The organism is Brevibacillus sp. FW306-2-1A-C05A, assembly GCF_058781555.1.
Genome location: NZ_JBYSWV010000028.1, coordinates 1 through 25,786, shown reverse-complemented (window position 1 = coordinate 25,786; position 25,786 = coordinate 1). Strand labels below are relative to the sequence as shown.

29 protein-coding genes and 1 pseudogene are annotated in these 25,786 nt (G+C 54.4%); 25 read left to right on the top strand and 5 right to left on the bottom strand.

The genetic code is table 11. The features are described 5' to 3' along the window. Positions 1-85 precede the first annotated feature (85 nt). Positions 86-1,129, bottom strand: coding sequence for a calcium/proton exchanger (gene cax / locus AC3WJN_RS16650; protein WP_005827127.1), 1,044 nt, complete (start codon positions 1,127-1,129; stop codon positions 86-88). Between the two features lie 171 nt (positions 1,130-1,300). Between cax and AC3WJN_RS16645 the strand changes: the two genes are divergently transcribed. Next, a complete protein-coding gene (locus tag AC3WJN_RS16645; protein WP_005827129.1) occupies positions 1,301-1,561 on the top strand; it encodes a hypothetical protein in 261 nt (86 codons plus the stop codon). A 68-nt stretch (positions 1,562-1,629) separates the two neighbouring features. On the opposite strand, the gene sleB is transcribed toward AC3WJN_RS16645, so the two are convergent. Then, on the bottom strand, positions 1,630-2,397 hold the full coding sequence (gene sleB, locus AC3WJN_RS16640; RefSeq protein WP_007785218.1) for a spore cortex-lytic enzyme: 768 nt from the start codon (positions 2,395-2,397) through the stop codon (positions 1,630-1,632). Between the two features lie 148 nt (positions 2,398-2,545). Between sleB and AC3WJN_RS16635 the strand changes: the two genes are divergently transcribed. Together AC3WJN_RS16635 and AC3WJN_RS16630 are read left to right on the top strand one after the other, a co-directional pair. After that, positions 2,546-4,174 carry a thiamine pyrophosphate-binding protein gene (locus tag AC3WJN_RS16635; protein WP_007785220.1) on the top strand — a complete coding sequence of 543 codons (1,629 nt, stop codon included), beginning with the start codon at positions 2,546-2,548 and terminating at the stop codon, positions 4,172-4,174. Between the two features lie 74 nt (positions 4,175-4,248). Next, entirely contained in the window at positions 4,249-4,584 is a 336-nt protein-coding gene (locus AC3WJN_RS16630) for an Asp23/Gls24 family envelope stress response protein (protein ID WP_005827135.1), read from the top strand. A 53-nt stretch (positions 4,585-4,637) separates the two neighbouring features. On the opposite strand, the gene ftsW is transcribed toward AC3WJN_RS16630, so the two are convergent. After that, entirely contained in the window at positions 4,638-5,807 is a 1,170-nt protein-coding gene (gene ftsW / locus AC3WJN_RS16625; protein WP_007785222.1) for a putative lipid II flippase FtsW, read from the bottom strand. Between the two features lie 70 nt (positions 5,808-5,877). Then, the gene (locus AC3WJN_RS16620; RefSeq protein ID WP_005827140.1) at positions 5,878-6,222 is read right to left on the bottom strand and encodes a YugN family protein; all 345 of its coding nucleotides are present in this window, start codon (positions 6,220-6,222) and stop codon (positions 5,878-5,880) included. 176 nt (positions 6,223-6,398) lie between these two features. On the opposite strand from AC3WJN_RS16620, the gene AC3WJN_RS16615 reads away from it, so the two are divergent. The 6 genes from AC3WJN_RS16615 to AC3WJN_RS16590 all read left to right on the top strand — a co-directional run bounded on the left by AC3WJN_RS16615 (position 6,399) and on the right by AC3WJN_RS16590 (position 10,980). After that, on the top strand, positions 6,399-6,839 hold the full coding sequence (locus tag AC3WJN_RS16615) for a CBS domain-containing protein (protein WP_005827142.1): 441 nt from the start codon (positions 6,399-6,401) through the stop codon (positions 6,837-6,839). 135 nt (positions 6,840-6,974) lie between these two features. After that, entirely contained in the window at positions 6,975-8,024 is a 1,050-nt protein-coding gene (locus tag AC3WJN_RS16610; protein WP_007785224.1) for a MerR family transcriptional regulator, read from the top strand. Positions 8,025-8,472: 448 nt separating this feature from the next. Continuing rightward, positions 8,473-8,871: an IS200/IS605 family transposase gene (gene tnpA, locus AC3WJN_RS16605; protein WP_025843694.1), complete on the top strand. Its 399-nt coding sequence runs from the start codon at positions 8,473-8,475 to the stop codon at positions 8,869-8,871. A 398-nt stretch (positions 8,872-9,269) separates the two neighbouring features. Then, on the top strand, positions 9,270-9,551 hold the full coding sequence (locus AC3WJN_RS16600) for a zinc ribbon domain-containing protein (protein WP_338136633.1): 282 nt from the start codon (positions 9,270-9,272) through the stop codon (positions 9,549-9,551). 191 nt (positions 9,552-9,742) lie between these two features. Next, complete coding sequence (locus AC3WJN_RS16595; RefSeq protein WP_005827149.1) at positions 9,743-10,486, top strand: thermonuclease family protein; 744 nt, start codon at positions 9,743-9,745, stop codon at positions 10,484-10,486. Positions 10,487-10,653: 167 nt separating this feature from the next. After that, entirely contained in the window at positions 10,654-10,980 is a 327-nt protein-coding gene (locus tag AC3WJN_RS16590; protein ID WP_007785227.1) for a LytR/AlgR family response regulator transcription factor, read from the top strand. On the opposite strand, the gene AC3WJN_RS16585 is transcribed toward AC3WJN_RS16590, so the two are convergent. After that, positions 10,951-11,520 (bottom strand): hypothetical protein, encoded by a 570-nt coding sequence (locus AC3WJN_RS16585; protein ID WP_327953536.1) that lies wholly within the window; start codon positions 11,518-11,520, stop codon positions 10,951-10,953. The genes AC3WJN_RS16590 and AC3WJN_RS16585 overlap by 30 nt on opposite strands. Positions 11,521-11,780: 260 nt before the next feature. Here AC3WJN_RS16585 and AC3WJN_RS16580 point away from each other — a divergent pair. From AC3WJN_RS16580 to AC3WJN_RS16505, 16 genes and pseudogenes are all read left to right on the top strand, one after another. Continuing rightward, positions 11,781-12,031: pseudogene (locus AC3WJN_RS16580) on the top strand (EAL domain-containing protein); the annotation flags it as partial. A gap of 240 nt (positions 12,032-12,271) precedes the next feature. Next, on the top strand, positions 12,272-12,850 hold the full coding sequence (locus AC3WJN_RS16575; protein ID WP_007785234.1) for a glycerol-3-phosphate responsive antiterminator: 579 nt from the start codon (positions 12,272-12,274) through the stop codon (positions 12,848-12,850). Positions 12,851-12,996: 146 nt separating this feature from the next. Then, positions 12,997-14,259 carry a PTS galactitol transporter subunit IIC gene (locus AC3WJN_RS16570; RefSeq protein ID WP_007785236.1) on the top strand — a complete coding sequence of 421 codons (1,263 nt, stop codon included), beginning with the start codon at positions 12,997-12,999 and terminating at the stop codon, positions 14,257-14,259. A 21-nt stretch (positions 14,260-14,280) separates the two neighbouring features. After that, positions 14,281-15,795, top strand: coding sequence for an FGGY-family carbohydrate kinase (locus tag AC3WJN_RS16565; RefSeq protein WP_007785239.1), 1,515 nt, complete (start codon positions 14,281-14,283; stop codon positions 15,793-15,795). A gap of 14 nt (positions 15,796-15,809) precedes the next feature. Next, complete coding sequence (locus AC3WJN_RS16560; protein ID WP_007785242.1) at positions 15,810-16,568, top strand: SDR family NAD(P)-dependent oxidoreductase; 759 nt, start codon at positions 15,810-15,812, stop codon at positions 16,566-16,568. 29 nt (positions 16,569-16,597) lie between these two features. Then, positions 16,598-17,452 (top strand): class II fructose-bisphosphate aldolase, encoded by an 855-nt coding sequence (locus tag AC3WJN_RS16555; protein ID WP_007785244.1) that lies wholly within the window; start codon positions 16,598-16,600, stop codon positions 17,450-17,452. 20 nt (positions 17,453-17,472) lie between these two features. Then, positions 17,473-18,513 (top strand): 2-hydroxyacid dehydrogenase, encoded by a 1,041-nt coding sequence (locus tag AC3WJN_RS16550; RefSeq protein WP_007785246.1) that lies wholly within the window; start codon positions 17,473-17,475, stop codon positions 18,511-18,513. A gap of 157 nt (positions 18,514-18,670) precedes the next feature. Further along, positions 18,671-19,255: a TetR/AcrR family transcriptional regulator gene (locus AC3WJN_RS16545; protein WP_173595748.1), complete on the top strand. Its 585-nt coding sequence runs from the start codon at positions 18,671-18,673 to the stop codon at positions 19,253-19,255. Between the two features lie 33 nt (positions 19,256-19,288). After that, positions 19,289-20,605, top strand: a complete 1,317-nt coding sequence (locus tag AC3WJN_RS16540; RefSeq protein ID WP_007785252.1) for a cytosine permease — start codon at positions 19,289-19,291, stop codon at positions 20,603-20,605. A 31-nt stretch (positions 20,606-20,636) separates the two neighbouring features. Continuing rightward, positions 20,637-21,734: an S-methyl thiohydantoin desulfurase family protein gene (locus AC3WJN_RS16535; protein ID WP_007785255.1), complete on the top strand. Its 1,098-nt coding sequence runs from the start codon at positions 20,637-20,639 to the stop codon at positions 21,732-21,734. After that, a complete protein-coding gene (locus AC3WJN_RS16530; RefSeq protein ID WP_007785257.1) occupies positions 21,731-23,284 on the top strand; it encodes a hydantoinase/oxoprolinase N-terminal domain-containing protein in 1,554 nt (517 codons plus the stop codon). The genes AC3WJN_RS16535 and AC3WJN_RS16530 overlap by 4 nt, the downstream gene beginning before the upstream one ends. A 150-nt stretch (positions 23,285-23,434) precedes the next feature. Further along, a complete protein-coding gene (locus AC3WJN_RS16525; RefSeq protein ID WP_007785259.1) occupies positions 23,435-23,677 on the top strand; it encodes a spore coat associated protein CotJA in 243 nt (80 codons plus the stop codon). Beyond that, positions 23,667-23,933: a spore coat protein CotJB gene (locus AC3WJN_RS16520; protein ID WP_007785261.1), complete on the top strand. Its 267-nt coding sequence runs from the start codon at positions 23,667-23,669 to the stop codon at positions 23,931-23,933. Before AC3WJN_RS16525 ends, AC3WJN_RS16520 begins: the two co-directional genes overlap by 11 nt. 20 nt (positions 23,934-23,953) lie before the next feature. Beyond that, positions 23,954-24,523 (top strand): manganese catalase family protein, encoded by a 570-nt coding sequence (locus AC3WJN_RS16515; RefSeq protein WP_005827166.1) that lies wholly within the window; start codon positions 23,954-23,956, stop codon positions 24,521-24,523. Between the two features lie 225 nt (positions 24,524-24,748). After that, a complete protein-coding gene (locus tag AC3WJN_RS16510; RefSeq protein WP_007785263.1) occupies positions 24,749-25,096 on the top strand; it encodes a hypothetical protein in 348 nt (115 codons plus the stop codon). 108 nt (positions 25,097-25,204) lie between these two features. After that, positions 25,205-25,624, top strand: a complete 420-nt coding sequence (locus AC3WJN_RS16505) for a hypothetical protein (protein WP_007785265.1) — start codon at positions 25,205-25,207, stop codon at positions 25,622-25,624. Positions 25,625-25,786: the final 162 nt, after the last annotated feature.

Below are 25,786 nucleotides of genomic sequence, written 5' to 3'. Positions count from 1 at the left end.
GCAGCGAGCCGGCCAACTAAAAAAGGAGTGCAACGGCAACGACTGCCGCGGCGCTCCTTTTTGCTTTTTCCCAAAGCAGCGGGGATCAGGCGAAGAAGAAGGCGGTTCCGAGAATGATGTAGACCGTGAGCAGAAGAACCCCTTCAAACCAGTTGGTCGCCCCGTCCTTCGTGATCGAGATCGTAATGAAGGTCGCAACCCCGATCGCTGCCAGCTCAAAAGGCGTGAACACGATGTCCATCGGATTGCCGAGCAGCAGGCTGACCAAGACGAGCGTAGGAGCGACGAACAGCGCAATTTGCAAGCTCGAGCCGATGGCGATTTCCACGGCAGCGCCGATCCGCCCTTTCATCGCGAGCAAAAGCGCTGCGCTGTGCTCGGCGGCGTTCCCGATGATGGCGATGACGAACGCACCGACGAACAGCTCGGACCAGCCGAGCGAGTGCGACACATGCTGGACGCCGTGCACGAGCCATTCCGAGACGACCGCGACAAACACGGTCGAGACGGCGAGCATCAGGATCGAGACGCCTTTCGACCAGACAGCGTCGCTTCCGTGAGGCTCGATGTCGGACAAAAAGTCGCTGTGCGTAATCATGGAGAAAATCAGCCAGAGGATGTAGGCGACGATCAGCAAAATCGCGATGACGATGCTCAGCGTCTCAATTTTGACTGGCGGCAGCTCCCTCATGAAGACAGCCGGAATAAACAGGGCGACGATCGCGAGTGTCATCAGCGAGGCGTTGTGCCCAGCCAGTCGGCTGTTGAAGTTTTGCTCCCTGTACTTCAGTCCGCCCAAGAGCACGCTTAGCCCGAGCACGAGAAGCATGTTGCCGATGATCGCCCCGGTGATCGACGCCTTGACCATGTCGAACAAGCCTTCCTTGACGAGGAAAAACGCGATAATCAGCTCGGCGGCGTTGCCGAAGGTGGCATTCAAAAAGCCGCCAATCCGGTCTCCCGCATAATGAGCCACGCTTTCCGTCGATTTGCCGAGCCAGGCCGCGAGAAAGATGATGGCCAGGGCAGAGGTCGCGAACTGGAAAAATTCGTTATCAGTAAAGTAGTGCGCAAAAGCCGCCAAGAGCACAGAGGCCCCGACGAGAGAAAAAAAGAGTCGTAAATTCATGCGATCACCTCAATTGCAAATATCCATTAGTTACCTACCTATTGAATCATACCAGCAAAGTCTTCCTTTTTGTACCAAAAAATTGATGCTCTCCTGGAAACCAGGACGATAGGTATAGAGTTCCTCTTCTGGCAGAAACTAAACGATGAAAGAAGACAGGGAGGTGCTACTATGACCAAGCCTTTGTTGTGTCCCACGTGCAAGTCAAACCGGATGCGCTTTACCATTATCGAACAAATCCCGCGCTACATACGGCTGGACCCGCAAACGGGAGAAGTCGTCCAGCAGATGGGCAGCGAGGAACTGGACTTGTTTCATCAGCCGTACAAGGGCGAATCCTACATGATTCAGTGCGGAGTATGCGGCACGACCGAATCGGAAGAGCGGTTCGTCAAGATGGCGCAGCATATGCAGTCCCAGCGCTCCACCTGACAGGACGGGAAAACGTAAACAGGCACGCAGTCTGCTCGACTGTTGTGCCTGTTCTTTTTTTGCAAAGCTTATCGGCAGAAGATGTGGCGGCCGATCTTTTTGATTTGCGGACGGCTCCAAATCCAACCGGACGTAGCCGTATCCGGGTTGAAGTAGTAGATTGCCCCTCCGGTCGGGTCCCAACCTTTCAAGGCGTCGTTGACCGCTTTTTTCGACTGCTCGTTTGGCGTCAGCCAAATTTGCCCGTCTGCTACAGCGGTGAAAGCGCGCGGCTCGAAGATCACCCCGGCAGGTGTGTTCGGGAAGGCGGGGTTTTTCGTCCGGTTCAAAATGACCGCTGCCACCGCTACCTGCCCGATGTACGGCTCACCGCGGGCTTCCCCGTAAACCGCATTTGCCATCAGGCGCAGGTCGTTGGCCGAGATGTTGGCGGCGTGGTACGTCTCTTTTTTCGGACTGCTCGGCGCCGCAGGTGCGCTCGGAGTTGATGGCGACACGCCCAAGTCTGCCGCGGTCGGCTTGTAGTTTTTCGTAGCGTTGTACAGCTTCAATTTCGTTTTCGCTCCGAGCACGCCGTCAACAGGCAGTCCGAACTCGTACTGGAAGTTGCGCAGTGCCCAGTACGAACGCCAGCCGAAGATCCCGTCTACCGTCCCGGTATAAAATCCGAGGTGCTTCAGGCGATACTGCATTTCCCGGACGTCGCTCCCTTCTGCGCCCACTTTGACGATTTGCTGGCTGAACGCATCGGAGCGCATGGGAGAGATCATGATCGCGGTTGTGACAACGAGCGCTATTGCTGCCAGTGCTATCAGCCATTTCACAGGCTGCTTCATTTTTGCTCCTCCTTTGGAAATGTGCTAATCAACTGATGATAATTGTTAGGTTCTCCAACTTTCTACACAACGCCCTAGTAAAATACTGGAGAATGCGTACACTACCATTGACTTTTTCATGGCTGTAGATTGAATGGAGGAGTAGCAAATGAGAGTGGCGCAATACGTGACGAAACAACTGGCAGAGTGGGGCGTAAAACGCGTCTACGGCGTGGCCGGGGACGGCATTTTCGCCTGGCTGGACGCGCTGGGGAAACAGTCGGAGATTCAGTACATTTCGTGCCGGCACGAGTCTGCGGCGGCGATGATGGCGAGCGCCGAAGCGAAGCTGACGGGCAAGCCGGCCGTGTGCGCAGCGACGATGGGACCGGGCTTCGTCAACCTGCTGAACGGGCTGGCGGATGCGCATACAGATCGCGTTCCCGTCATCGCTATCGCCGGACAGGTCGAGACGCACAAGCTGGGCGGGGGCTACAAGCAGTTTGTCGCCCAGGAAGACATGATTCGGCCGATCAGCGCCTACCAGACGACCGTCAGTCACCCGGACGCCGTGGGCGAAGCTTTGCACCGCGCCTTCGTGACGGCTGCCCAGCAAAAAGGCGTGGCGCATCTGGCGATTTGCAAGGACGTGTTTGCGCAAAAAACGAAAGCGGTCGTGCTGCCGCAACTGCCGCGCATCCCGCGCGTGCTCGGCGACCGGGTGGAGATCGAATCCGCCGCAGAACAGATCATGCGTGCGAAAGCGCCGCTCATCCTGCTTGGCACAGGAGCGCGTCCGGCGGCAGCTTTGTGTTTACGGTTCGTGGAGCAGTTGGGCGCGGGAATTTTGTTGTCGCTCGGGGCAAAAGGGGCCATCGACGAGTCGCATCGCCTGGTGCTCGGCGGCTTGGGCGAAGGCGGCAGCGAGGCTTCCCTGCAAGCGCTGGAAAAGGCAGATTTGCTCGTCATTTTGGGCGCAAGCTGGTTTCCGAAGGAGTTCATTCCGAAGCAGTTGCCGATCATCCAGGTCGATCACGCGGCGGCATCCATGCATGCGCATTCGCAGCTTCTGCCTGTCACGGCCGATCTGCTGGACGTCCTGCCGATGTGGAGCCACCGTTTAAAAACCCGTCCGCCAGGCGATGCTTGGGAGAAGAGCGTAGAGAGCTGGCATGCTCGGTTTTGGGCGGAAAACGCAAAGCGCAGTCAGGCGCAGTCGCCTGACGAGGCAGTGAGGCCGGAAAGCTTGATGCACACATTGGGCGAGGTGGTGGCAGACGATGCGATTGTCGCGCTCGATACCGGCGAGCATACGATCTGGTTCAATCGCGCGTTTCGCGCAAGCAGACAGCAGCCGCTCTTTTCCGGGAAGTGGCGCACGATGGGCTTCGGTTTGCCAGCGGCGATTGCGGCCAAGCTCGCTTTTCCGGGCAGGCAAGTGGTCTGCATAACCGGAGACGGCGGCCTGCAAATGAATCTCGCGGAGCTGATGACGGCAGCCGAACAGCAACTCGCGATCACGGTCGTGGTCGTGAACAACCGGACGCTCGGTTTGGAAGAACTGAAAATGCAGCAGGAAGGGTTTCGCCCGTTTGGCGTGCAACTGCACAACCCGGATTTTGCCCTGTGGGCCAAGGCGTGCGGGGTGGACTCCCAGGTGGTGCGCACGGGTGCGGCCTTGGAGCCTGTCTTGCGGCAAGCGCTCACGGGCGAGCGCTTGACATTGCTTGACATCCATTGCACAGCGCCGACATTATCCGAGAGAAAAAAACAAATTCCCTTCCAAGCCCAAGCATGAGTTGTTTATAATGAAAGAAAACTCAGATAAAACGGGGGAGCAGATATCATTCGGTCGAAGAGGAGGGCATCCTGATGGCTGACAGACTTGGCGAGATCAGAGTGGCCGATCAAGTAATCGCGATCATTGCTGCCGTAGCCGTGGAGGAAGTGCTGGACGTTACGGTGCGGTCGGGTGGGCTGTATCAGGACTTGGCGAAAAAGCTGAATGGCGGGGCGAAAGGAATCACCGTGGCGGTCACAGAGGACAGAGTCATCGTCGACATGCGCGTGTCAGTCCGCTATGGCGCGCAAATTCATCGCGTGTGCCACACGTTGCAGGAAAAGGTGAAGGAAGCCGTCGAGAGCTTGACCGGACTGTTTGTGGAAGCGGTCAATGTGCGTGTAGAGACAATCGAGCTTGGCAAATGAAAACGACCTGCGCATCGGCAGGCCGTTTTTTTGCTTCTGGGCAAAGCGAGATGCTACATTGAATAAGGCTGCTTCTTGAGCTGCTCCTCCAGCTTCTGGCGGCTGACCTCGCGCGACACGCTCAGCAAAAAGCCTGTCGAGATCAAGCAAACGAGCAAGGAAGAGCCCCCGTAGCTGATGAAAGGAAGCGGTACGCCCGTGAGCGGAATCAGTCCTGTCACGCCGCCGATGTTTAAGATCGCTTGCAGGGCAATCATGCTGACGACCCCGATCCCGGCCAGGCTGGCAAAGGTGTCCTTGACGCGCAGACATATGTGGATGCCGCGCAACAGGAACAGCAGGTAGACCAGCAGGAACAGAGAAGAACCGATAAACCCAAGCTCCTCCGTAATGATGGAGAAAATGAAGTCGGTGTGCATCTCCGGCAAGTACAAATACTTTTGGATGCTCTTCCCGAAGCCCGTCCCGGACAGTCCTCCGTGGGCGATGGCAATCCACGACTGAATGATGTTGTACCCGGTTCCGCTCGGATCGTTCCATGGATTGATGTAGGAGTTAATGCGATTCAAGGCATGCGGCTTCAACGTGATGTATCCGAGAAAAGCCACGGTCACAACCGGGCCGCCGAGGCCAATCAGGTGACGAAGTCTCGCTCCGCCGCAGATCATCACGATCAAGGCGCTGCCCAGAAGAATGGCGGCTGACCCAAGATCGGGCTGCACGACAATCAGGAGGAAAAACAAACCGGTAACCATGAGCGGGGGAAGCAAACCAGACTGGAGTTTGCGTACCCCCTCTCCTTTTTTCGCGAGAATCGCCGCCAGGTACAAGATCAGACCTAGCTTGGCGAACTCTGCGGGCTGCAGGCTGGATGATCCGATCCTGAACCACGAACGCGCTCCTTTCACATCCTCCCCGATTCCCGGAATCAGCACGAGCACAAGCATGATGAAGCTTCCTAACGCAATCAGCAAGAAATTGCGCTTGTAAAAGGAGAAGGGAATATTCATGGCGACCAACATGCCGACGATTCCGATCAGCAGGAAGCGGATTTGCCGCTTCACGAAATACAGCTCGTCCCCGTTGCAATAAGAGCAGCCATTGCTAGTGAAGCTGGTCAGGGCGAAAATGGAGCTTGCACTAAGCACCATGGTAATACCAAACCCGACGATCAGGGCGGTTAAAAACAGGAGCAGGAAGTCAGGTACGCCCCTAGTCTTCACGGTAATACCCCCTTCTACGTGAAACAGAGAGGGGATACCTCTCTGTACCGCAGTGCGTTTTCATTTGGAATTAGTGCGAGGAAAGCTTTTCGCCAAGCATTTGCAGCTTGAGCTTCGCCGTTTTGACAACGGATTCAGGCATCGGATAGTCGTAATCCAGTCCGTGCGGGAAAAGGTGTTTGCCCATGTACGGATCTTCCAGCTTCAGGACGGCATGGGTGTCTTCCAGCTTGCCTTCGATCACGTTTGCTTCGATGCGCAGGTAGAAGACGTTTCCTTTATCTTGGATCTTATAATCGTATGTAGCGTGCTTGTAATCCCAGGCGCCACGATCAAAGCCAAGCTCGCTCATGTAATGCTCCAGATCGGCGAAAAAGACTTCTTTCGTGCTAAGCCCAGTGTCCTTGATAACCATTCTTTTTCCTCCTACAAATGGTGAGATTTTCACTTATTAATGATAGTCTGTTTTTGGAAGAAGCGCAATGCATAACTCCATTTCGGCCGCGATCTTAGCTTGCCCTTTCTCGCGAATGAAAGGATAGCGGAGAGGACAAACTACAATCGTTCAATTAGCAAAAGGAGGAGAACGAAATGGCCAAAGTGGAAAACCGTACCCTGCGCGAAATTATGACCAAAGATGTCGCAACCGTGACGCTTAAGGATAATGTGTACGAAGTAGCTTGCAAAATGCGTGACTGGAACGTAGGCGTCATCCCTGTCGTCGACGAAAAGAACGACGTCATCGGGATCATCACCGACCGCGATATCGTCATTCGCGGACTTGCGGAAAAGCATGAAGGCTCCACGGCGACAGAAGTAGTCATGACCAAGGACATCATTCTCGGCCAGCCGGGCATGACAGTCGATGAAGCGGCGAAGATCATGGCCCAGCACCAAATCCGCCGCCTGCCTGTGGTGGAAAACGGCAAGCTCGTCGGCATTGTCGCCCTCGCAGACATGGCGATCCGGCAAGTGCACCACGACGAGGCGAGCGACGCGCTCCAAGAAATTTCCGAGCCTGCTCATCACTAATGGCTGCCTGAACCAAAAGCACGCATGAAAAGCTGCCGGAAGCAACGCCGGGCAGCTTTTTCGTTTTTTCTCTGTACATTGACGCAGCGGTAAGGTATATGATACCGATAAAGAAGCTGACAGGGAGAGACACGCATGCTGATTAAGGACATGGCGCGCAGGCTGCAAATCACGCCGCGAGCCATTCGCTATTATGAGGAAAAAGGGCTGATCCGGCCGGCGAAGGCAGGTGATTCCGGATATCGCCAGTTTACCGAAGAAGATGTTTGGCGGCTGCAAACGATCATGACGCTGCGCGAGGTCGGAATGTCGATTGACGATATTCGCGAGCTGCTGGCGCAGATGAAGGAGCACGAAGGTACCTTGCTGCATTACCTGGAACTGCAGCGCTCTTTCATGTACACGAGATGGGTGGAGATGGCCAAAGTCATCCAGACGACGGAGGCGATGATCGAGCGCATCGGCAACAGCCAGACGATCGACCCGGGCGAGCTGTTCGAGCTGGCAGAAGCGAACAAACGGCTGCGGCAAACGCGCGACAACTGGGTGGATCGCTGGAATTTCAACCAGATGGCAGACAGTTACGACGAGTGGGTGCAGCGAGAGTCGCAAAGCACGAACGCCCATCAAGCGTACGAGCGGGTGCTGGATGAAGTCGTCGCCGCGCTCGGTCCCGTGAAAGGCGAGAGCGGGCTGGACGCAGGCACAGGCACGGGCAACCTGGCGAGCCGTCTCGTCCGCCAGGGGGCGAGCATGAGCGGCTTCGACCAGTCGCCGCAAATGTTGAAGCGCTGCCGGAGCAAGCTGCCCGGGATGGAGACGAAGCTCGGAACCTTTTTCGCCTTTCCGTTTCTCGAGGATCGCTTTGACTTTGTGGCGACGAGCTATGCGCTGCACCTTCTCGATGACGACCAGAAGCTGCTCGCGCTCGCCGAATGCCGCCGGGTGCTGAAGCCGGGGGGACGCCTGGCGATCGCGGATTTGATGTTTGTGGACGAGGCTGCCAGACAGGCGCATCTCGCTGCATTGGCCCGAGACGGGAAGAACGAGGCGATTGCGCAAATCGAGGACCGCTTTTACGCCGACCGCTCGCGGCTGCTCCGGGAGCTTGCGGCGCTCGGATTCGCCGCAGAGGCGCGACAGCTCACCACGTACACGCATCTGATCGTCGCGAGGCTGAAATAAGAAGAACATTCCTTTACTTTTGGGCTCTTCCAAACGCTGACACGTGCCTAGCCTTCTGCATAGGCTGTAGCGAGAAGGAAAGGAGGACTCCACTATGGGTCTGTTCGATAGCTTTTTTGATCGCGATAACGAGGAGTTTCTGTGGATTATCATTGTCGTGGTCGTTCTGCTGTTCTTGTTTAGCGCCGATCGTGACTAAGTCTGTACGTATAGACAAAACGACCTTGTGGAAGGTCGTTTTTTCGGTTTAGGCGAAAAAAACTTCTGTCGCCAGAATCTGTTCTTTTGGCGGGGCTTCACGCAAAGCCGCGTGCGGAACGAGCGAAAAGACGAGGCCGTCAAGCTGCGCAGGCAGCGGCGGACTTACGAAACACATAGCACATGTGCGAGTGTTTTTCTTTTGTTATTCATCGTTGAAGTTTGTTTTTTATACTGATACAATGACCCTATGGGACAAGAATATAGACGTACAGCTACCACAGTATCTCTCATCCACTATCATTTTGTTTTCTGCCCTCGTTATCGAAGAAAAGTATTAGTGAACCAGGTGGAAATTCGATTCAAGGAACTACTTGAAAAAATATGTCAAGAGAATGACTGGCATATAGTAGCCATGGAAGTGATGCCAGATCATGTCTATCTGCTCCTGAACTGTCTTCCCACCGATTCTCCATCAGACATCATGGCAAAAGTGAAAGGAGTGACCTCTCGAATCATAAGGCAGGAGTTCAAGCATCTTGCTCATTTGCCGAGTCTGTGGACACGCTCTTTTTTCGTAAGTACAGCAGGAAACGTATCAAGCGAAACCGTAAAGCGTTATGTGGAAGAACAAAAGAAAAGGGGGTGAACACATGCAAGCTTTAACGGTTACGGTTCGCCTATCTCCTGATCACCAGATCTTCTTCGTCATTTAGGAAAGGAATATATTCGTGTAGTCAATCAGCTAACGGAACAAGCTGAACAACTTGGTACGTTTCCAAAGACAACGACGAAAAATGTAGAAACCATTCTACCATCAGCCGTCTGTAATCAAGCCATACGTGATGCCAAGAGTGTATACCGAAAAATCAAGAAGTTGGGTACTCGCCCCATTCTGAAAAAACCTGTCTATTTCGTCAACAATCAAAACTACACGGTATCCGAAAATACAGTTGCTTTCCCGATCGTGGTAGATGGAAAGACGAAGAAAACAGCGTTTGATGCTAGGATGACGAGCCGAGATCGGGAACGGTTACGCAAAGGAAAATGTGGGTTGATGCGTATCATGGAAAAGTCAGGGAAATGGTACGCTCAAATTTCGGTAGGCTTCAGCAATTCATCTCCTGCAAAGCAAATCTTGTTGGGATACAAGTTGTGGAAGTGAATCCAGCCTATACTTCTCAACTCTTTCCTGTCTGTGGGGAGAAGAACAAAGCGAGAGACAGAAAGTACGAATGTTCATGCGGATTCAACACGCATCGTGATCGGGTTGGAGCCATCAATATCATGCGTCAACCTGTGGCAGATGGTAACAGTCTGTCAGCCTAAGATGCTAGACGCACTGTCTTAGGACGGGCTGATGAGACAGCCCTGAACTTGGGGGAACTACGGATAGCAGAAATGCACTTCCGACTACCACCCAAGAATCCCACTGGTACCAAAGGTGTCAGCTTGCCCTTTTAGGAGTGGGAATCTCAATAATCTGAGAATCAATGCAGCAAAGAAGAGGAGAAGAATCAATGAAACGAATCGTACTTTACTTGTTCGCTCTGGCGCTTCTCTTGGCCGCCTGTTCCGCTTCGGGACAGCCCGAGGCAAACGGGGAGATGACCGCTACGGTCAAACGGGTGGTGGACGGCGACACGTTTGAGCTGGCGAGCGGGGAAAAGGTGAGAATGATTGGAGTCGACACGCCGGAGACGGTCAAGCCTAACCATCCGGTCGAGCCATATGGCAAGGAAGCCAGCAACTACACCAAAGAGCTTTTGACAGGGAAAAAAGTGACGCTCAAGTTTGACGTGGAGCCGTACGACAAATATCAGCGGCTGCTCGCTTATGTGTATATGGAAGACGGGACGTTCGTCAATGAAAAGCTGGTGCGGGACGGCTACGCGCGCATCATGACGATTCCGCCGAATGTCGCCAAGGCCGATGTGTTTCTGGCAGCGGAGCGCGAGGCGCGGGAAGCCAATCGCGGGCTGTGGGGCCTAGATCCTGACGGCAAGGACGCGGGCAAAAAGCCAGCGGACAAAAAATCAGCAGACAAAGAAACGGGCAAGTCCGCCGCGAAGCCTGGCAAACCAACGGACAGTGACCGCGATACGCCGCCAGAAGGCAAAGCGATCAAAGGCAACATCAACGCCAAGGGCGAAAAAATTTATCACGTCCCCGGCTCCGCCAGCTACGAGCAGACGAAGGCCGAGATGTGGTTCGCAACAGAAGAAGAGGCGCAAGCTGCCGGGTTTCGCGCTCCCAAACGCTAGGCGGGTTTGCTGTCTGCGAGGGGCTGCCGGAGCGAGCGGATGTCCCCGACCATCCAGCAAGGCGCCCGAAGAGAGGCAAGAGCAGTTCGCCGACATACCGCATGAGCGGGGCGCTGGATGAAGCGCATTTCTGATTCGTTTGCCGACAGGGAAGGTGGGGAATTTTTATGAACGTGATTATTGTGGATGACGAGCCGCTTGCTCTTCGCCATATGGCCCGGATGCTCGCGCGCGTGGGCGGTCTGAACATTCAGGGGCAGAACCGGGAGCCGCGGATGGCTCTGGATAAAATCGTCCAAGCACCCCCGCAGGCCGTGTTTCTCGACATCCAGATGCCTGAGCGAAACGGAATCGAATTGGCCGAACGAATCTTGCAGGAGCATCCGGATACCGCGATCATCTTCGTCACCGCCTACGATGAATACGCGATCAAGGCATTCGAGCTGAACGCCTTGGACTATTTGTTAAAGCCGATTCAGTACGACCGCCTGTAAAAAACGATCGAGCGGCTTTTCAAAAGCAGGCCGCCTCAGCCAGCGAGCGTCCTGCAGGCTGGGACTGGCTTCCTTCGCTGTTTTCGCTCCTTGCAAATGGAGCAGGCTGGAAGAGAGCAGGTGACGATTCGCTGGAAAACGGTCAAGGGGCAGGAAGTATTCGCCTTTTTGCTGCATCACAGGGGAACGGTCGTCAAAAAGCAGGTGCTGCTCGACCAGCTCTGGCCGGACATCGACTGGAAGAAAGGCATTACGCAGCTCTATACGACCGTGTACCCAATCAGAAAAATATTGAATGAAGAAGGACTGGCGATCCAGATTGTAAATTGTGATGAAGGATATTTGTTGGAGATGAACGGAACGAGGCTGGACGTGTCTGAATGGGAAGCAGCGCTCGACGGCGCGCCGGAGCTGACTGGCGAAACCGTGGACGGGCATTTGCGGCTGTCGCAGCAATACAGGGGAGACTATTTGGCGGACCACCATTACCGATGGGCGGAAACAGAACGAAGCCGGCTTCGCGGAAAAATTTTGCAGCATGCCCATCGCCTCGCCCGGTGCCGAAGCACTATATCCATCGGCATATTGCCCAGATCGGCTTGCACATTCCAAAAGAAGAGCGGGAGAAAACAAAAAAGCTGTTTTACGAGGCTTCCGGCGACTTGCCGAACAGCTTTGAAACGCGTTGGCTGCATCCGGACGGGAGAAGCATCGAGCTGAGCGTCATGAAGGTTCCCGTCGACATCGCGGGAGAATTGATGGGGACGCACATCATCATCAAAGACATCACGGAAGAAAATGACCGCTCGTTCATTACCGATATTTCGCAAAGCCAAAACGACCGGGCAATCGTGTCCACGATCATCGCCATGGCGCAAAACCTCAAGCTCGACGTCATTGCGGAAGGGATCGAGACGAAAGACCAACTGGACATTTTGACGGAGAATGACTGCAAAAAATCCAGGGCTACTACTTCGCCTGCCCCCTGTCAGCGGACGATGTGGAGAAAATGTTTTTCATGCCTTCGCGCCTTCTGGACAGTCGCAAGTAGCTGGGCTGGCAGGCGGCTTCTTTTCAGCGGCAAAAACTTCGACGAGGGCGTTTGCCGTGCGCTTTGGGCCAACCTGTGATTTCGGGTTGGCCTCGATTTTTACGGGGCGAAGGTTGTGGGCAGAAAAGTGGGAAGATTTTTATTACAGACGGTTGACAAACCAAAAATTCTGTTATTAAATAATGGCGAAAGCGCTTTAATTAACAATCAACAACGAAATGTCAAAAGAGGGCCTCCCAGATGGCGAATGCATTTTTTTCTAATCACGTCACAATTCCTTCTGTCAGGGACCTGCGCCATTTTCAGTTTGCATTGCAGAGTGAGGCGCCCATCATCCTGCTCTCGGATGTCCATATCGGCAATCTGAAGAGCTTGACGCAAAAGTGCCACGAAGCGCGGAAAAAAGTGATTGTGCACGTAGACTTGATCGGCGGGTTGAACAAAGACCAAATCGGCATCAAGCTGCTCAAAGATTTGTTTCAGGTGGACGGACTCATCTCCCCGAATGCCAAGATCGTCAATCGGGCAAAAGATGTCGGCCTGATCGGGATTCATCGCTTCTTTTTGCTCGACTCGCGCTCGCTGGAAAACGGCTTGAAGGGTCTTGAAATGAGCGAACTCGATGCGATTGAGATTCTCCCGGGTCCTTTTGCCAAGCAGTTTGTGAACCAGTTCCGCGCCGTGAAAAATGTCCCGATTCTCGCAGGTGGCTTTATCGATTCGGCAGAAGTCGTTCACGAGCTGTTCGCAGCCGGAATCAACGGTGTGACAACAAGCAAGCGTGAACTTTGGAACATACGCGACAACAAAATACGTTAACGGGTTATGTGTAGATGCGAAACCCTACAGAGAGTTAGTGCGAAAAGGCGCTAACTCTGTGTAGGGTTTTTTGTTTTGGAAAGGGGGTGGTGCAGCGAACGAGCGTGCAAGGGCAAAGCGAAAAACAAATCAAAGGAGGCAACCGAATGGCGGTCATTCAGTTTTTGATCCAGTTGGGCCCATCTGTTATGATGCCGATTATTTTCTTTATTTTGGCGATGATCTTTCGGGTGAAAGTCGGGCAAGGCTTCAAGGCAGCGATGCTGGTAGGGATCGGGTTTGTCGGCATCAACCTCGTAATCGGCCTGTTATTGGGAACGCTGGGCCCGGCAGCAGAAGCGATGGTAAGTCGCTTTGGCCTGTCGCTGACGGTCGTTGACCCGGGCTGGCCTGTCGGTGCGACAATTGGCTGGGGGACGCCGATTGTCCCGATCGTTGTTTTCAGTGCTGTTCTCTTGAATATTTTGTTGCTAATGTTGAAATGGACAAAGACAGTCAACATCGACATTTTCAACTATTGGCATTTCATGCTGACAGGCGGTGTCGTGTATGCGGCAACTAACAGCATCGCAGTTGGCACGATCGCTGCACTCATTCACTTCCTGATCGCGATTGTGATTGCGGACATTACGGCGCCGAAAATCCAGAAAGAGTTCGACTTGAAAGGCGTCTCCTTTGCTCATGCCACATCGGCGATTTACGTGCCCATCGGCATCGCGGTGAACTGGATCATCGAGAAAATTCCCGGTTTGCGGGACATCAAGGCCGATCCGGAGGAAATCACCAAAAAATACGGCGTGATGGGCGAACCGCTCACGCTTGGTACGATTCTCGGGGTGTTGCTCGGCATCCTTGCCGGGTTCGGAATTGCGGAAATTTTGACACTCGGCATTCAAGTAGCGGCGGTGATGGTTCTCTTGCCTGCGATGATCAACGTGCTGGTCGAAGGGCTGGAGATCGTGCGGCAGGCGGCGGAACAGTTTTTGAAACAGCGTTTCCCGGACCGCGAGTTTTACATCGGCTTGGATACGGCTCTCTTGATCGGCAATCCGGCTGTGCTGGCTACTGGGCTGCTGCTCATTCCCGGGGCGCTGGTCCTCGCGATTTTGTTGCCTGGCAACAAAGTGCTGCCTTTTGTCGATCTGGCTTCGCTCGTGTTCTTGATCCCGATGGCGGCACCGTATTTGAAAAAGAATCTCGTTCGTCTGTTCGTCTCAGGGCTGGTCATGGTCGCGTTCGTGCTGTACGCGGGAACAAGCATTGCGCCGCTGTACACAACCGCTGCGAATCTCGTCCATGTTTCGCTGCCTGAGGGTGTCAGCGCCACAACCGAGTTGGCCAACCTGGTCGGGGGAGCAACGACTCCGCTCGGCTGGATTCTCATCAAACTAGCTTCAATTTTTGCATGAAACCAGTAAGGGGGAGAGAACGTGGCACCATTTTTGATTGGGATTGACAACGGAGGAACAGTCACGAAAGCAGCTGTCTACACGGTGGACGGACGGGAGCTGGCGGTTTCCAGCAGAAAGACCGTCATGATCATGCCACAGCCTGGCCATACCGAGAGAGACATGGAAGAACTGTGGAAAGCGAATGTGTCCGTCATAAAAGAGGTGCTGGCAAAGTCGGGCATCGATCCTAAAGAAGTGGCGGGCGTGGCTGTCACGGGACACGGCAACGGACTGTACCTCGTCGACGCAGCAGGAAAGCCGGTTGGCAACGGCATCGTCTCGACGGATACCCGCGCCAAGCACCTTGTCGAGCAGTGGTATCAGGACGGAACGGCGGAACGCGTCCTGCCGAAGACGATGCAATCGATCTGGACAGGCCAGCCTGTGGCGCTCTTGGGTTGGCTGCAAGCGAACAGACGCGAAGCGCTGGAAAGGGCACGCTGGATTTTGATGTGCAAAGACTTTATCCGCTATCGGCTGACAGGCGAAGCGTATGCAGAGGTGACGGACATCTCCGGCACCAACCTGTTCAACATCAAGGATGTATCCTACGACGATGAACTGCTCGCCGAATTTGGTTTGCAAGGCATCGCGGAAAAGCTGCCGCCCGTCAAATACTCCGCTGACATTTGCGGCTATGTGACGGAGCAGGCGGCGAAAGAAACCGGGCTGGCGGTAGGGACACCTGTAGCGGGGGGATTGTTCGACATCGATGCGTCGGCGATTGCCTCTGGCGTCACCGATGAGGATAAATTGTGCGTCGTAGCTGGCACATGGAGCATCAACGAATACATCACGAAAGAGCCAGTCGTCGACAAAGCGTTGTTCATGACGTCCATCTATTGCATCCCCGGCTATTGGCTGACGCTGGAGGGCAGTCCGACTTCGGCGAGCAATCTGGAGTGGTTCACCAACGAATTTTTCAGCCAGGAACACGACGCGGCGCTCAAGCAGGGCATTACCGTGTATGAGCTGTGCAACCAGATGGTAGCAAGCACGAAGCCGGAAGATTCCCACATCGTCTTCTTTCCGTTTTTGTTCGGCTCCAACGTGGACGCCAACGCCAAAGCGTGCTTTATCGGCCTGAATGGCTGGCACACCAAAGCGCATATGGTCAGAGCCTTGTACGAAGGAGTCGTGTTCGGTCACCGCCAGCATATCGACAAGCTGCTCGTCCACCGCTCCCGGCCAAAGGCGGTGCGCCTGGCGGGAGGGGCCACGAGGTCGGAAGAGTGGATGCAAATGTTCGCTGACGTTTTGCAGCTGCCTGTCGAGGTGGTCGAAGGCACAGAGCAGGGAACGCTTGGCGCTTCCATCTGCGCCGGGGTGGCAACGAAGCACTTCGATTCGTTCTCGCAAGCGGCAGAGTCGATGGTGAAAGTCAGCAAAACGTACACGCCACAAGAACAACATAGAGACATCTACGAGCAAAAGTACCAGGCGTATTTGGAAGTGCTGGAAGCATTGCAGCCGTTGTGGAAAAAACTTTCGTGAAGGATGGAGCAGACATGGATTTTGGCATCAAAGGAAAAAGCGCGATTATTACCGGAGCCTCAAGGGGCGTAGGCCGGGCGATTGCCTTGGCGTTGGCGGAAGAGGGCGCAAAAGTCATCATCAATTACAACCGCAGCGCAGACAGTGCAAATGAAGTAGTCGAACTGATCCGGGAACAAGGCGGCGAGTGCATCGCCATCCAGGCCGATCTCGGCCAAAAGGCAGACTGCGACCGACTGATGACTGAAGCGACCGCCGCATTTGGCAGCGTGGATATTTTGATCAACAATGCAGGCGTATGGCCGAAAAACTGGGTGACCGACATTTCCCTGGAAGAATGGAATCACACGATGGATGTCAATTTGACGTCGGTGTTTCTCACCTGCCAAAGCTTCGTCAATCATTTGCTCGCTGAAAACCGCCGAGGAAAAATTTTGAATGTGACTTCGCAGGCTGCTTTCCACGGCTCGACGACAGGTCATGCGCACTACGCCGCCAGCAAAGCAGGAGTGGTTGCGTTCACGATTTCGCTTGCCCGCGAGGTGGCGAAGCAAGGAATCAATGTCAATGCGCTCGCGCTCGGCATTGTGGAGACGGATATGATCAAGGCCGATCTGGAACAGAAAAAAGACTACTACGTCAGCCGGATTCCGCTGGGACGGGTGGCCAAACCGGAAGAAATCGCGGATATCGCCGCTTTCCTCGTCTCCGAGAAAGCGAACTACATCACCGGAGCCACGATGGACGCCACTGGCGGCATGTTGATGAGATAGAAGCACGAGAGAGGATAGGAGGAAGCAAGATGTTGACCACACTGCGTGAAGTAGCAAACGATGCACGAAAAAATCAATACGCCGTTCCGGCTTTTGACTGCGTAGGCGATATTATGGTGCGTACCATTCTCGATACGGCGGAGCGGCTGCAATCGCCCGTCATCCTGATGTGCCTGGAGCACAACCTGCGAGAGCCGAAAGGGTTCGTCTACCTGGCGGAATACATCAAGGCAGTCGCCCCTTTTTACAACATCCCGATCGTTTTGCACCTGGATCACGCGATGGACGTCGATCTCGTCCAGGAAGCGATCCGCTACGGCTTTACTTCGGTGATGATCGATGGGTCGAGTCTGCCGTTTGCCGACAATGTCGCGCTGACCAGGCAAGTGACAGACTTGGCTCGCCCGCACGGAATCAGTGTAGAGGCTGAGCTGGGACATGTGGGCGGAAACGAGCTGGGCGGCGCGTACGGCACAGAGTCGAAACTGACAGAGCCGTATCAGGTGGCTGAGTTTGTCGAGCGAACAGGTGTCGATGCCTTGGCTGTCTCCATCGGGACGGCGCACGGTGTCTACACGGCAGAGCCGAACCTGAACGTGGAAAGAATGCAGGAAATCAACCAAGCAAGCCCGGTTCCGCTCGTCCTGCACGGCGGTTCGGGAACGCCGGATGCCCAAGTGCAAGCAGTGGTCAAACACGGGATCAGCAAAGTAAACTTGTACGCCGATTGCCGGATTGCGATGGCAAAAGGCGTGAAGCGGGCTGCCGCTGAAATGACCAGAATCGACCCGTTGCCGGAAGAGATGTTCCTTCCGATCAAGCAGGAGCTGGAGCAAACGGTAGAACACAAAATTCGCATGCTAGGTTCTCTGGGCAGAGCGTAAGAGATATAGGAGTGAGAGAGATGAAAGTTTTGGCGATTGCCGATCGGTTTATTCCTTCCCGCGAGATGGGAGAAGGACTGCAAGAGTTGGAAAAGCTCGGTTTTCAGGTAGAGGTGCGGGAATGGCAGCACAACTCGCTGGAAGAATTGCAAAAAGACAATCTGGCGGTGGAGCTGCACGGGCCGGAAGCGGTGACCATGCCAGACAGCGTCTTTGCCGGAATCGAGCAATATGACGTGCTTGTCGTTCAATTTGCCCCCGTCTCTGCGAAAGTGATCGCGGCGGCAAGCAAGCTGAAAGTCATCGGAATTTTGCGCGGCGGCACCGAGAACGTCGCGATTGAGGCTGCCAAAGAGCGCGGCGTTAGCGTCCTGAATACGCCAGGCCGAAATGCCCGCGCCGTAGCGGAGTTTACGCTTGGCCTGATTCTTTCCGAGGTGCGCAACATCGCCCGTTCCCACGCTGCGCTCAAGCAAGCGGAATGGCGAAAGTCTTTTCCGAACAGCGAAGCGATTCCCGAGCTGTTTGCAAAAAAAGTCGGCCTGATCGGATACGGCAATGTCGGTCAGTTGATCGCCGGATTTCTCACCGCCATGGGCTGCGAGATTCTCGTGTACGATGAGTACATCGAGCAAGTGCCGGCTCCGTATCGCAAAGTGGCGCTCGACGAACTGTTGCAGCAAGCCGATATCGTTTCCTTGCATTTGCGGCTGACAGAAAAGACTCAGCATTTTATCGGGGAGCACGAGCTTGCGCAAATGAAGCCGAACGCAGTTCTGATCAATACGGCGCGCTCCGGGCTGATTGATGAAAAAGCATTGGTGGCATACCTGCAAGCAGGCCGGATTGCCGGAGCCGCTTTGGACGTGTTTGACAATGAGCCGCTGGCAGCGGATGATCCGTTGTTGCATCTCGACAATGTGACCATTACACCGCACATGGCGGGCAGTACGCGCGATGCCTTCACGAACAGTCCGAAACAGATGGCGGGCTACTTGGCCAACATCGTCCGCAAAGAGCGGAACGTCCCTGTTGTAAACGAAGTATTACCTCAACTGTAACAAGCTTCCAAAAGCCTTTGCTCATCGGTTTCGCCGCGAGCAAAGGCTTTGTTTTTTCACCGAGAAAAAGGATTGACTTGTCAGACGATTCGCTATAAGATTAACTTAATTAACGATCATTAAGTAAAAGTGTCACACAAACAAAAGGGGGGTATCCATGACGACGAGAGACAAAATCAAGGCAGTTGCCCTGACCCAGTTTGCCAAGGGCGGGTATGAAGGGACGCCGCTGTCGGCCATTACAAAAGAAGTCGGGGTGACAACTCCGGCCGTGTACGCGTTTTTTGGCAGCAAGGAAGACTTGTTTTTATCGATTTTCGAAGATGTTTTGTCCAACCATTACCACTCGGTCAAAAGCGCGATTGAACAAGCGCAGGACGGCACCGTGGAAGAGCGGCTGTACCAGATTTTGCGCGGCGCCTTTACGTATCACGTCAGCCAGGAAGAAGAGACGATTTTTTACAAACGCGCGATGATGTTTCCGCCTGCGTCGCTTGAGGACAAGCTGAAAGAACGCTTCGGCGCGACAGAGGAGATGCTGACGCAGGAAATCCGCGCTTTGCTTGCGGAAGGAATCGCGGCGGGCGCAATCGCAGACCGTCCGCTTGACGATCTGTTGGACGGCTTTTTGTGCCTGATGGATGGACTGTTTTTGCAATTGCTCTACTATGACGAGTCGAAGTTTGAGCACAAGCTGCAAAACATCTGGAAGCTGTTCTGGAGTGGAATCGCCGGATCATAAAAAGACAGATACCGAACCTGGGGGTTAGATGACATGGAAGAGGCGAACAACAAGAAAAACGACTACGAACGCGAGCCGGTCCCACTCGCCTTGCGAAAAGGGTGGGTTCCGCTCAGCCTCGTCTGGATCGCCATCGGCATTGATATCTCATCAATGCTGCTCGGCGCGCAGCTTGGCTCTGGAATGAATTTTTGGGACGCCATCTGGGCGGTTATGCTCGGCTCCTTGCTTTTGGGGATCATGGGGGCCGTATGTGCTTACATGGGCGCAGCCACTGGCTTGTCGACTGCGATGATTACCCGCTACGCCTTCGGGGAGTACGGGGCGCGCCTGATTTCCGCCATCATCGGCATTTCCTTGCTGGGCTGGTTTGGCGTACAGGCCGGATTTTTTGCCCAAAATGCCCAGACAGCGCTTTCTTCCGTTTTGGGCATTGAAATGGACCAGGCAGTTCTCTCGGTCATTGGCGGACTGCTCATGATGTCTACCGCCATATACGGCTATCGAGCATTGGAAAAGCTCAGCTCCTGGGCTGTTCCGCTAATGGTCATCTTAATTGTTACTTCTATTGTTTTGACTATTCAAAATCATCCGTTTTCGCAAATGGCGCAGACTGGGTTGTCCGGAGAGCCGCTGTCCTTCGGGATGGCTGTCTCGCTCGTAATCGGCATCTTCGTCGTCGGGACGATTATCACGCCTGACGTTGCCAGATGGGCGCGGACGCGAAAAGATGCGATGCTCGCCTCGTTCGTCGGTTTTTTTGTCGGCAACAGCTTCATGATCGTCGTGGCGATCATTTTGTCGAAAGCGATGGGCACGAGCGACCTGACGACGATCTTTTTGGCGCTCGGGTTGGGCATCCCCGCGATTTTGGTCATCACGCTCGCGCAGTGGACGACGAATACGAGCAACCTGTATTCCTCATCGCTCGGCTTTTCCGTCGTCTTCAGCAAAACGCCCAAGGTATGGATTACGCTGATTGCCGGCCTGTTTGCCACGGCTCTTGCCTACATGGGCATTTACGATCGGTTTATTACGTTCCTGTCGTTCATCACGATGCTGATTGCGCCCGTCGGGGGAATTTGCATCGCCGAATATTACTTCGTCAACCGTGCGGCTTTTGCTTTTGACAAAGCGCATCGCATGTTGATTGCCCGCTCGCTGGTGTCGTGGCTGCTCGCTTCGTTCATCGCTTACTGCACAACGGCGGCTCCCGATGGCTTGGGGTTGTTTCATTTGACGACGGTTCCGGCGCTCGACGGCTTTTTGTGCGGCGTGTTGTTCCAGGTTGCTTTTGGAGTAGCCAGCCGCAGGAAGCAACAAGCCGAGGAAGCAGCCACAAAAGGATAATGCACACGTACACGCAGAAAGGAAGATACGCATGAGATACATTGACGCACAAGCGATCGAGGACATTGCAGCAGGCGCAGCCGTTTTGGGAACAGGAGGGGGCGGCGATCCGTACATCGGCAAAATGATGGCGTTGCAGGCGATTGAAAAGTACGGCCCGATTCCGCTCATGACGGTAGATGAGCTGGACGACGACGCGCTCGTCGTGCCTTCCAGCATGATCGGGGCACCTACGGTCATGGTGGAGAAAATTCCGGCGGAAGGCATGGTGACGCAAGCCCTCGAATTTATCGAGCAAGCGTTGGGGAAAAAGGTGGCGGTAACGATGCCGATTGAGGTCGGCGGGGTCAACTCGATCATTCCGCTGGTCGTTGCGGCGGAAAAAGGCATCCCCGTCCTCGATGCAGATGCGATGGGCAGAGCTTTTCCGGAGGCGCAAATGGTCACCTTTTACCTGGACGGACTGGCTCCGGCTCCAACCGCGATGACAGATGAGCGCGGCAACGGGATCGTGATGTATCCGGTAGACGGCGTCATGTCGGAGAGGTTCGCGCGCAGCGTGACCATCCAGATGGGCGGCTCTGCGGCGATGTGCGACTATCCGCTGTCGGGCAAACAGGTGAAACAAAGCGCCATTCCAGGCACGCTGACCTTGGCGCAGGAGATCGGCGCCCTGTTGCGCACCGCGCGCAGCCAGGAGACGAGCCCGGTGCGTATGCTTCTGGACAAGCTTGGCGGATTTGAATTGTTTGCGGGCAAAACCGTCGACATTAGCCGCCGGACAGACAGCGGCTTTACAAAAGGCCAGGCGACTTTTGACGGGATCGACCACGATCGCGGACGCCAAATGATTCTCGGCTTTCAAAACGAGCACCTCGTCGCGCTGGAAAACGGTCAACCGCTTGCGACCACGCCTGACTTGCTCGCTGTCCTGGACAAAGAGACAGGCATGCCGATCACGACAGAAGGCTTGAAATACGGCGCGCGCGTCTCGATTGTGGCATTCCCGTGCCATGCCAAATGGCGGACGGCCAAAGGCATCGAGACAGTGGGGCCGCGCTACTTCGGGTACGATTTTGACTATGTGCCTGTGGAACAACTGGTTGCAAAGAGAGGGGAAAAGGCATGAGCTACCGGATTGGAATTGACGTAGGCGGGACGAATACAGACGCGGTGCTGCTGGATGAACAGCTGCAAGTCGTCCACGAGGTGAAATCGCCGACCACAGCAGATGTCAGCTCGGGTATTTACGAAGCGCTGCGCCGCGTTGTGGCCGAAAGCGGAGTCAATCCGCAGCATGTTCGGTACGCCATGCTCGGAACGACGCATTGCACCAATGCGATTGTAGAACGCAAGCGCTTAAACCGCGTGGGCACCATCCGCATCGGAAAGCCAGCCACGACAGCCGTTCGGCCGATGATGGGCTGGCCGGAAGACTTGCGGGCCGCCGTAGGCGAGAACTGGCATATGGTGTCTGGCGGATACGAATACGACGGTCGGACAATCGTTCCTTTGGACGAGGAAGAAATCCGCAGCGCCTGCCGCTCGATGAAAGGCGACGTGGAGACGATTGCGATTTCCGGCGTCTTTTCTCCGGCCAATGCGGATCAGGAAAAGCGGGTGGCGCACATCGTCCGCGAAGAGCTGGGCGAATCTATCTCGATCTCCGTGTCGCATGAGATCGGCAGCATCGGCCTGTTGGAACGGGAAAATGCGACGATCTTGAACGCAGCCCTCATCCAGACGGCAAAAATGGTGGCAGAAGGTTTCCGCGAGGCGCTCGGCAAAAACGGGATTGAACATGCGGGAATCTTTTTCGGACAAAATGACGGGACATTGATGTCGCTCGTGTATGCGATTCGCTACCCGATTTTGACGATCGCTTGCGGTCCGACGAACTCGATCCGCGGCGCGGCTCATCTGTCCGGGCGAAAAGACGGGCTGGTCGTCGATGTCGGCGGAACTACGACGGATATCGGCGTTCTGATCAACGGTTTCCCACGTCAGTCTTCGCTTGCCGTCGACATCGGGGGGATTCGTACCAATTTCCGCATGCCGGACATTCTCTCCGTCGCAATCGGAGGCGGCACGATTGTTCGCCGATCCGGCGAGGAAATCAAGCTTGGTCCGGACAGCGTAGGCTACCAGTTGCGCAATCGGGCATTGATCGTCGGCGGGGATACGATGACCGCGACAGATGTAGCAGTCGTCATGGGCCGCTTGGACTGGCCGGGGGCGAAAGTAGCAGGCATCGACCGGGCTTTTTGCCAGCAGGTAGACGCTCAATTGGTCGCAGCCGTGGAGGATGCGATTGATCGGATGAAGACGAGCCCGACTCCGGTCCCTGTCATTCTCGTCGGCGGCGGCAGCGTCTTGCTGCCTGATCAGATGAAAGGCGTCTCGGAAGTGATCAGGCCGAAACATTTTGGCGCAGCGAATGCGATCGGAGCGGCGCTCGGTCAAGTCAGCGGGCAAATCGAAAAAATATACGCGCTGGACGAGCAGACGAGAGAAGCAGCACTGGCGGATGCAAAAGCCGGAGCGATTCGCGAGGCAATTGCCGCAGGAGCTGATCCGCAGTCATTGGAAATCGTTCATATGGAAGACATCCCGTTGGCGTATTTGCCGGGGAATGCCTTGTTGATTCGCGTAAAAGCGGCAGGGCTTTTGCAGGCATGACCACAAAGCTGATCGCATGACGAGCAAAAACAGGAGCTGACAACAGGCTCCTGTTTTTTTGCATTCCGGGACATTTATCACGCCTTCTGGGTAGGTGGCATATCGTATTCATGACAAACCGGAAAAATCACATGGAGGAGGGCATCCTGCTTGTACCCGCAAACACGTAACTGGTTTCCCTACGTAAGTCCATACGATCCTTGCCCGCCGATTCGGGTGAAAACATACTCGGTGCCGCCACAATTGTTTATCACATTCCAGCCCCCTGATTTGCCCCAAAATTCTCCAGCCGAAGCTTTGCGCACGGGTGTATTGTGGCCGTCTCTGTACAGCCCGTACGACCCGAGGATGGATCACTTAGGAAGAGGGGGAGGGGGTTCCCATGGCACCTGAACAACGAGGAAAAGAATACTACGCTCTGTTGCAAAGGCTGCAAGAGATCGATTTCGTCCTGGTCGAGCTGAATCTGTATCTCGATACGCATCCTACCGATATGAACGCGATAGAGCAGTTCAACCAGCTCACGGAAAAGCGCTGGGCGCTGGCGAATGAGTATGAAAAGTTGTACGGCCCCTTGCAAGGGTTCGGACGCAGCTATTCCGGATATCCGTGGCAGTGGAATGACGAGCCTTGGCCATGGCAAGTGTAGAAATGAGGGGAAAATAACCGATGTGGATTTATGAGAAAAAGCTGCAATATCCGGTTCGCGTCAGCAAGTGCGACGTGAAAATGGCAAAATATTTGACCGAGCAGTACGGCGGGGCAGACGGAGAGCTGGCAGCAGCGCTGCGCTACATGAACCAGCGCTACACGATCCCGAACAAAGTAATCGGTCTCTTGACAGACATTGCCACGGAAGAGTTTGCCCACCTGGAAATGATTGCGACGATGGTGTATAAGCTGACCAAAGACGCGACTGTCGAGCAGTTGGAAGAAGCCGGGCTTGGCGCCCATTACGCCAACCACGACAGAGCGCTGTTTTACAACAATGCGGCAGGCGTGCCGTGGACGGCAACCTACATCGCGGCCAAGGGCGATCCGATCGCCGACCTGTATGAAGATATCGCCGCAGAGGAAAAAGCGCGGGCCACGTACCAATGGCTGATCGACATGACAGACGATGTGGATTTGCAGGACAGTCTGAAATTTTTGCGCGAAAGAGAAATCGTCCACTCCTTGCGCTTCCGTGAAGCCGTGGAGATTTTGAAGGAAGAACAAGGCCGCAAGACGATTTTTTAAGCAAACAGCCAGCGGGAAGACGACTAAGAACGCAAAAGAGAGCGAAAAGCTCTCTTTTTTTGTTAAACATCCACGATAACGGGCAAGGTCAACATCGCATCTTTCCTTTTCACGAAGGGGAAAGTGATTATGTACCGGATCAAGCCAATTTTGGAGAATAAACATCGACCAGGGAAAACATGATAAGTTTGTCCATAAACAAAAGCAGTGGAATGGAGGCTTCCAATGAATCCCTTTGCAAACAATAATCAAATCGCACAACAATTGGCCAAATGCGAGCAGCTCATTGCGCAACTGATCCAGCAGACACAACAAGCATCAGCCCAGTATCAACAGCTTTTGCAGCAAGAACAAAAAAATGCAATGGCGCTCGAACAAATTGCGCAAAGAGAGCATCAAGCGGCACATATGATTCAGACAGCACTTCAAGGACATGACATCGCCATTCAACAAATGCAGCAAATCGCCAACATTTGCAGGCAGGCGGGTTTGTCTGTCCATCAATCCGTCTCAAATGTCCCGCTGTCTTTGCAGCAACAAACACAAGGATACGGAAGCCAGCCGCAACATTAATCGCTGCGGTCAATCCCCTCAAGAGCACCGGGTTCAGAGCGCGGCGAATAAATGGCCTGTTTCAGGGCACAATGTGGGATGACTGAATTTGGAAAGGAGCCGTTTTCGGTGAAAACCAAACGATTGATTTTCCGCTTGTTCCTGCTGATTGCCATCGCGGCGCTCGTCGAGTGGTTCGTCTATGCGAAAAACGATGCACAGACGAATGTCATGGTAGAACAGCCGCAGGCTCACCAGGCTGCGCCTACGCTCCAGGTTACGCATACGCTCACGCAAGATGACCTGGAACTCAAGCTGGCTGTCACCAACTTTACCTTTTCTCTGGAGAACATGGGAAAAGAAAACAAGCAGGGAGAAGGCCATGTCCATCTGTACCTGGATGGGAAAAAAATCGCAAAAGTGTTTGAAGCAAGCTATGTCTTGAAAGACATCCCGAGTGGCAAGCACGAGATTACGGTCGAATTGGCCCACAACAACCACGAGTCGTATGGAGTATCCGAGCGCTTCAACATCGAGGTCAAGCCTTGATTCGCGTCCAAGCCTAAGTGGTCAGACTCCATAGAAAAAAGCCGACAGAAAAGCGCCAATGGCACTCGATTTGTCGGCTTTTTTCATTAGCGCATTTGCACTTTGACTTGCGCCTGTTGGTCAGGCAAGGCAATGACGAGCGTCGGATACGAGATCGCTTGC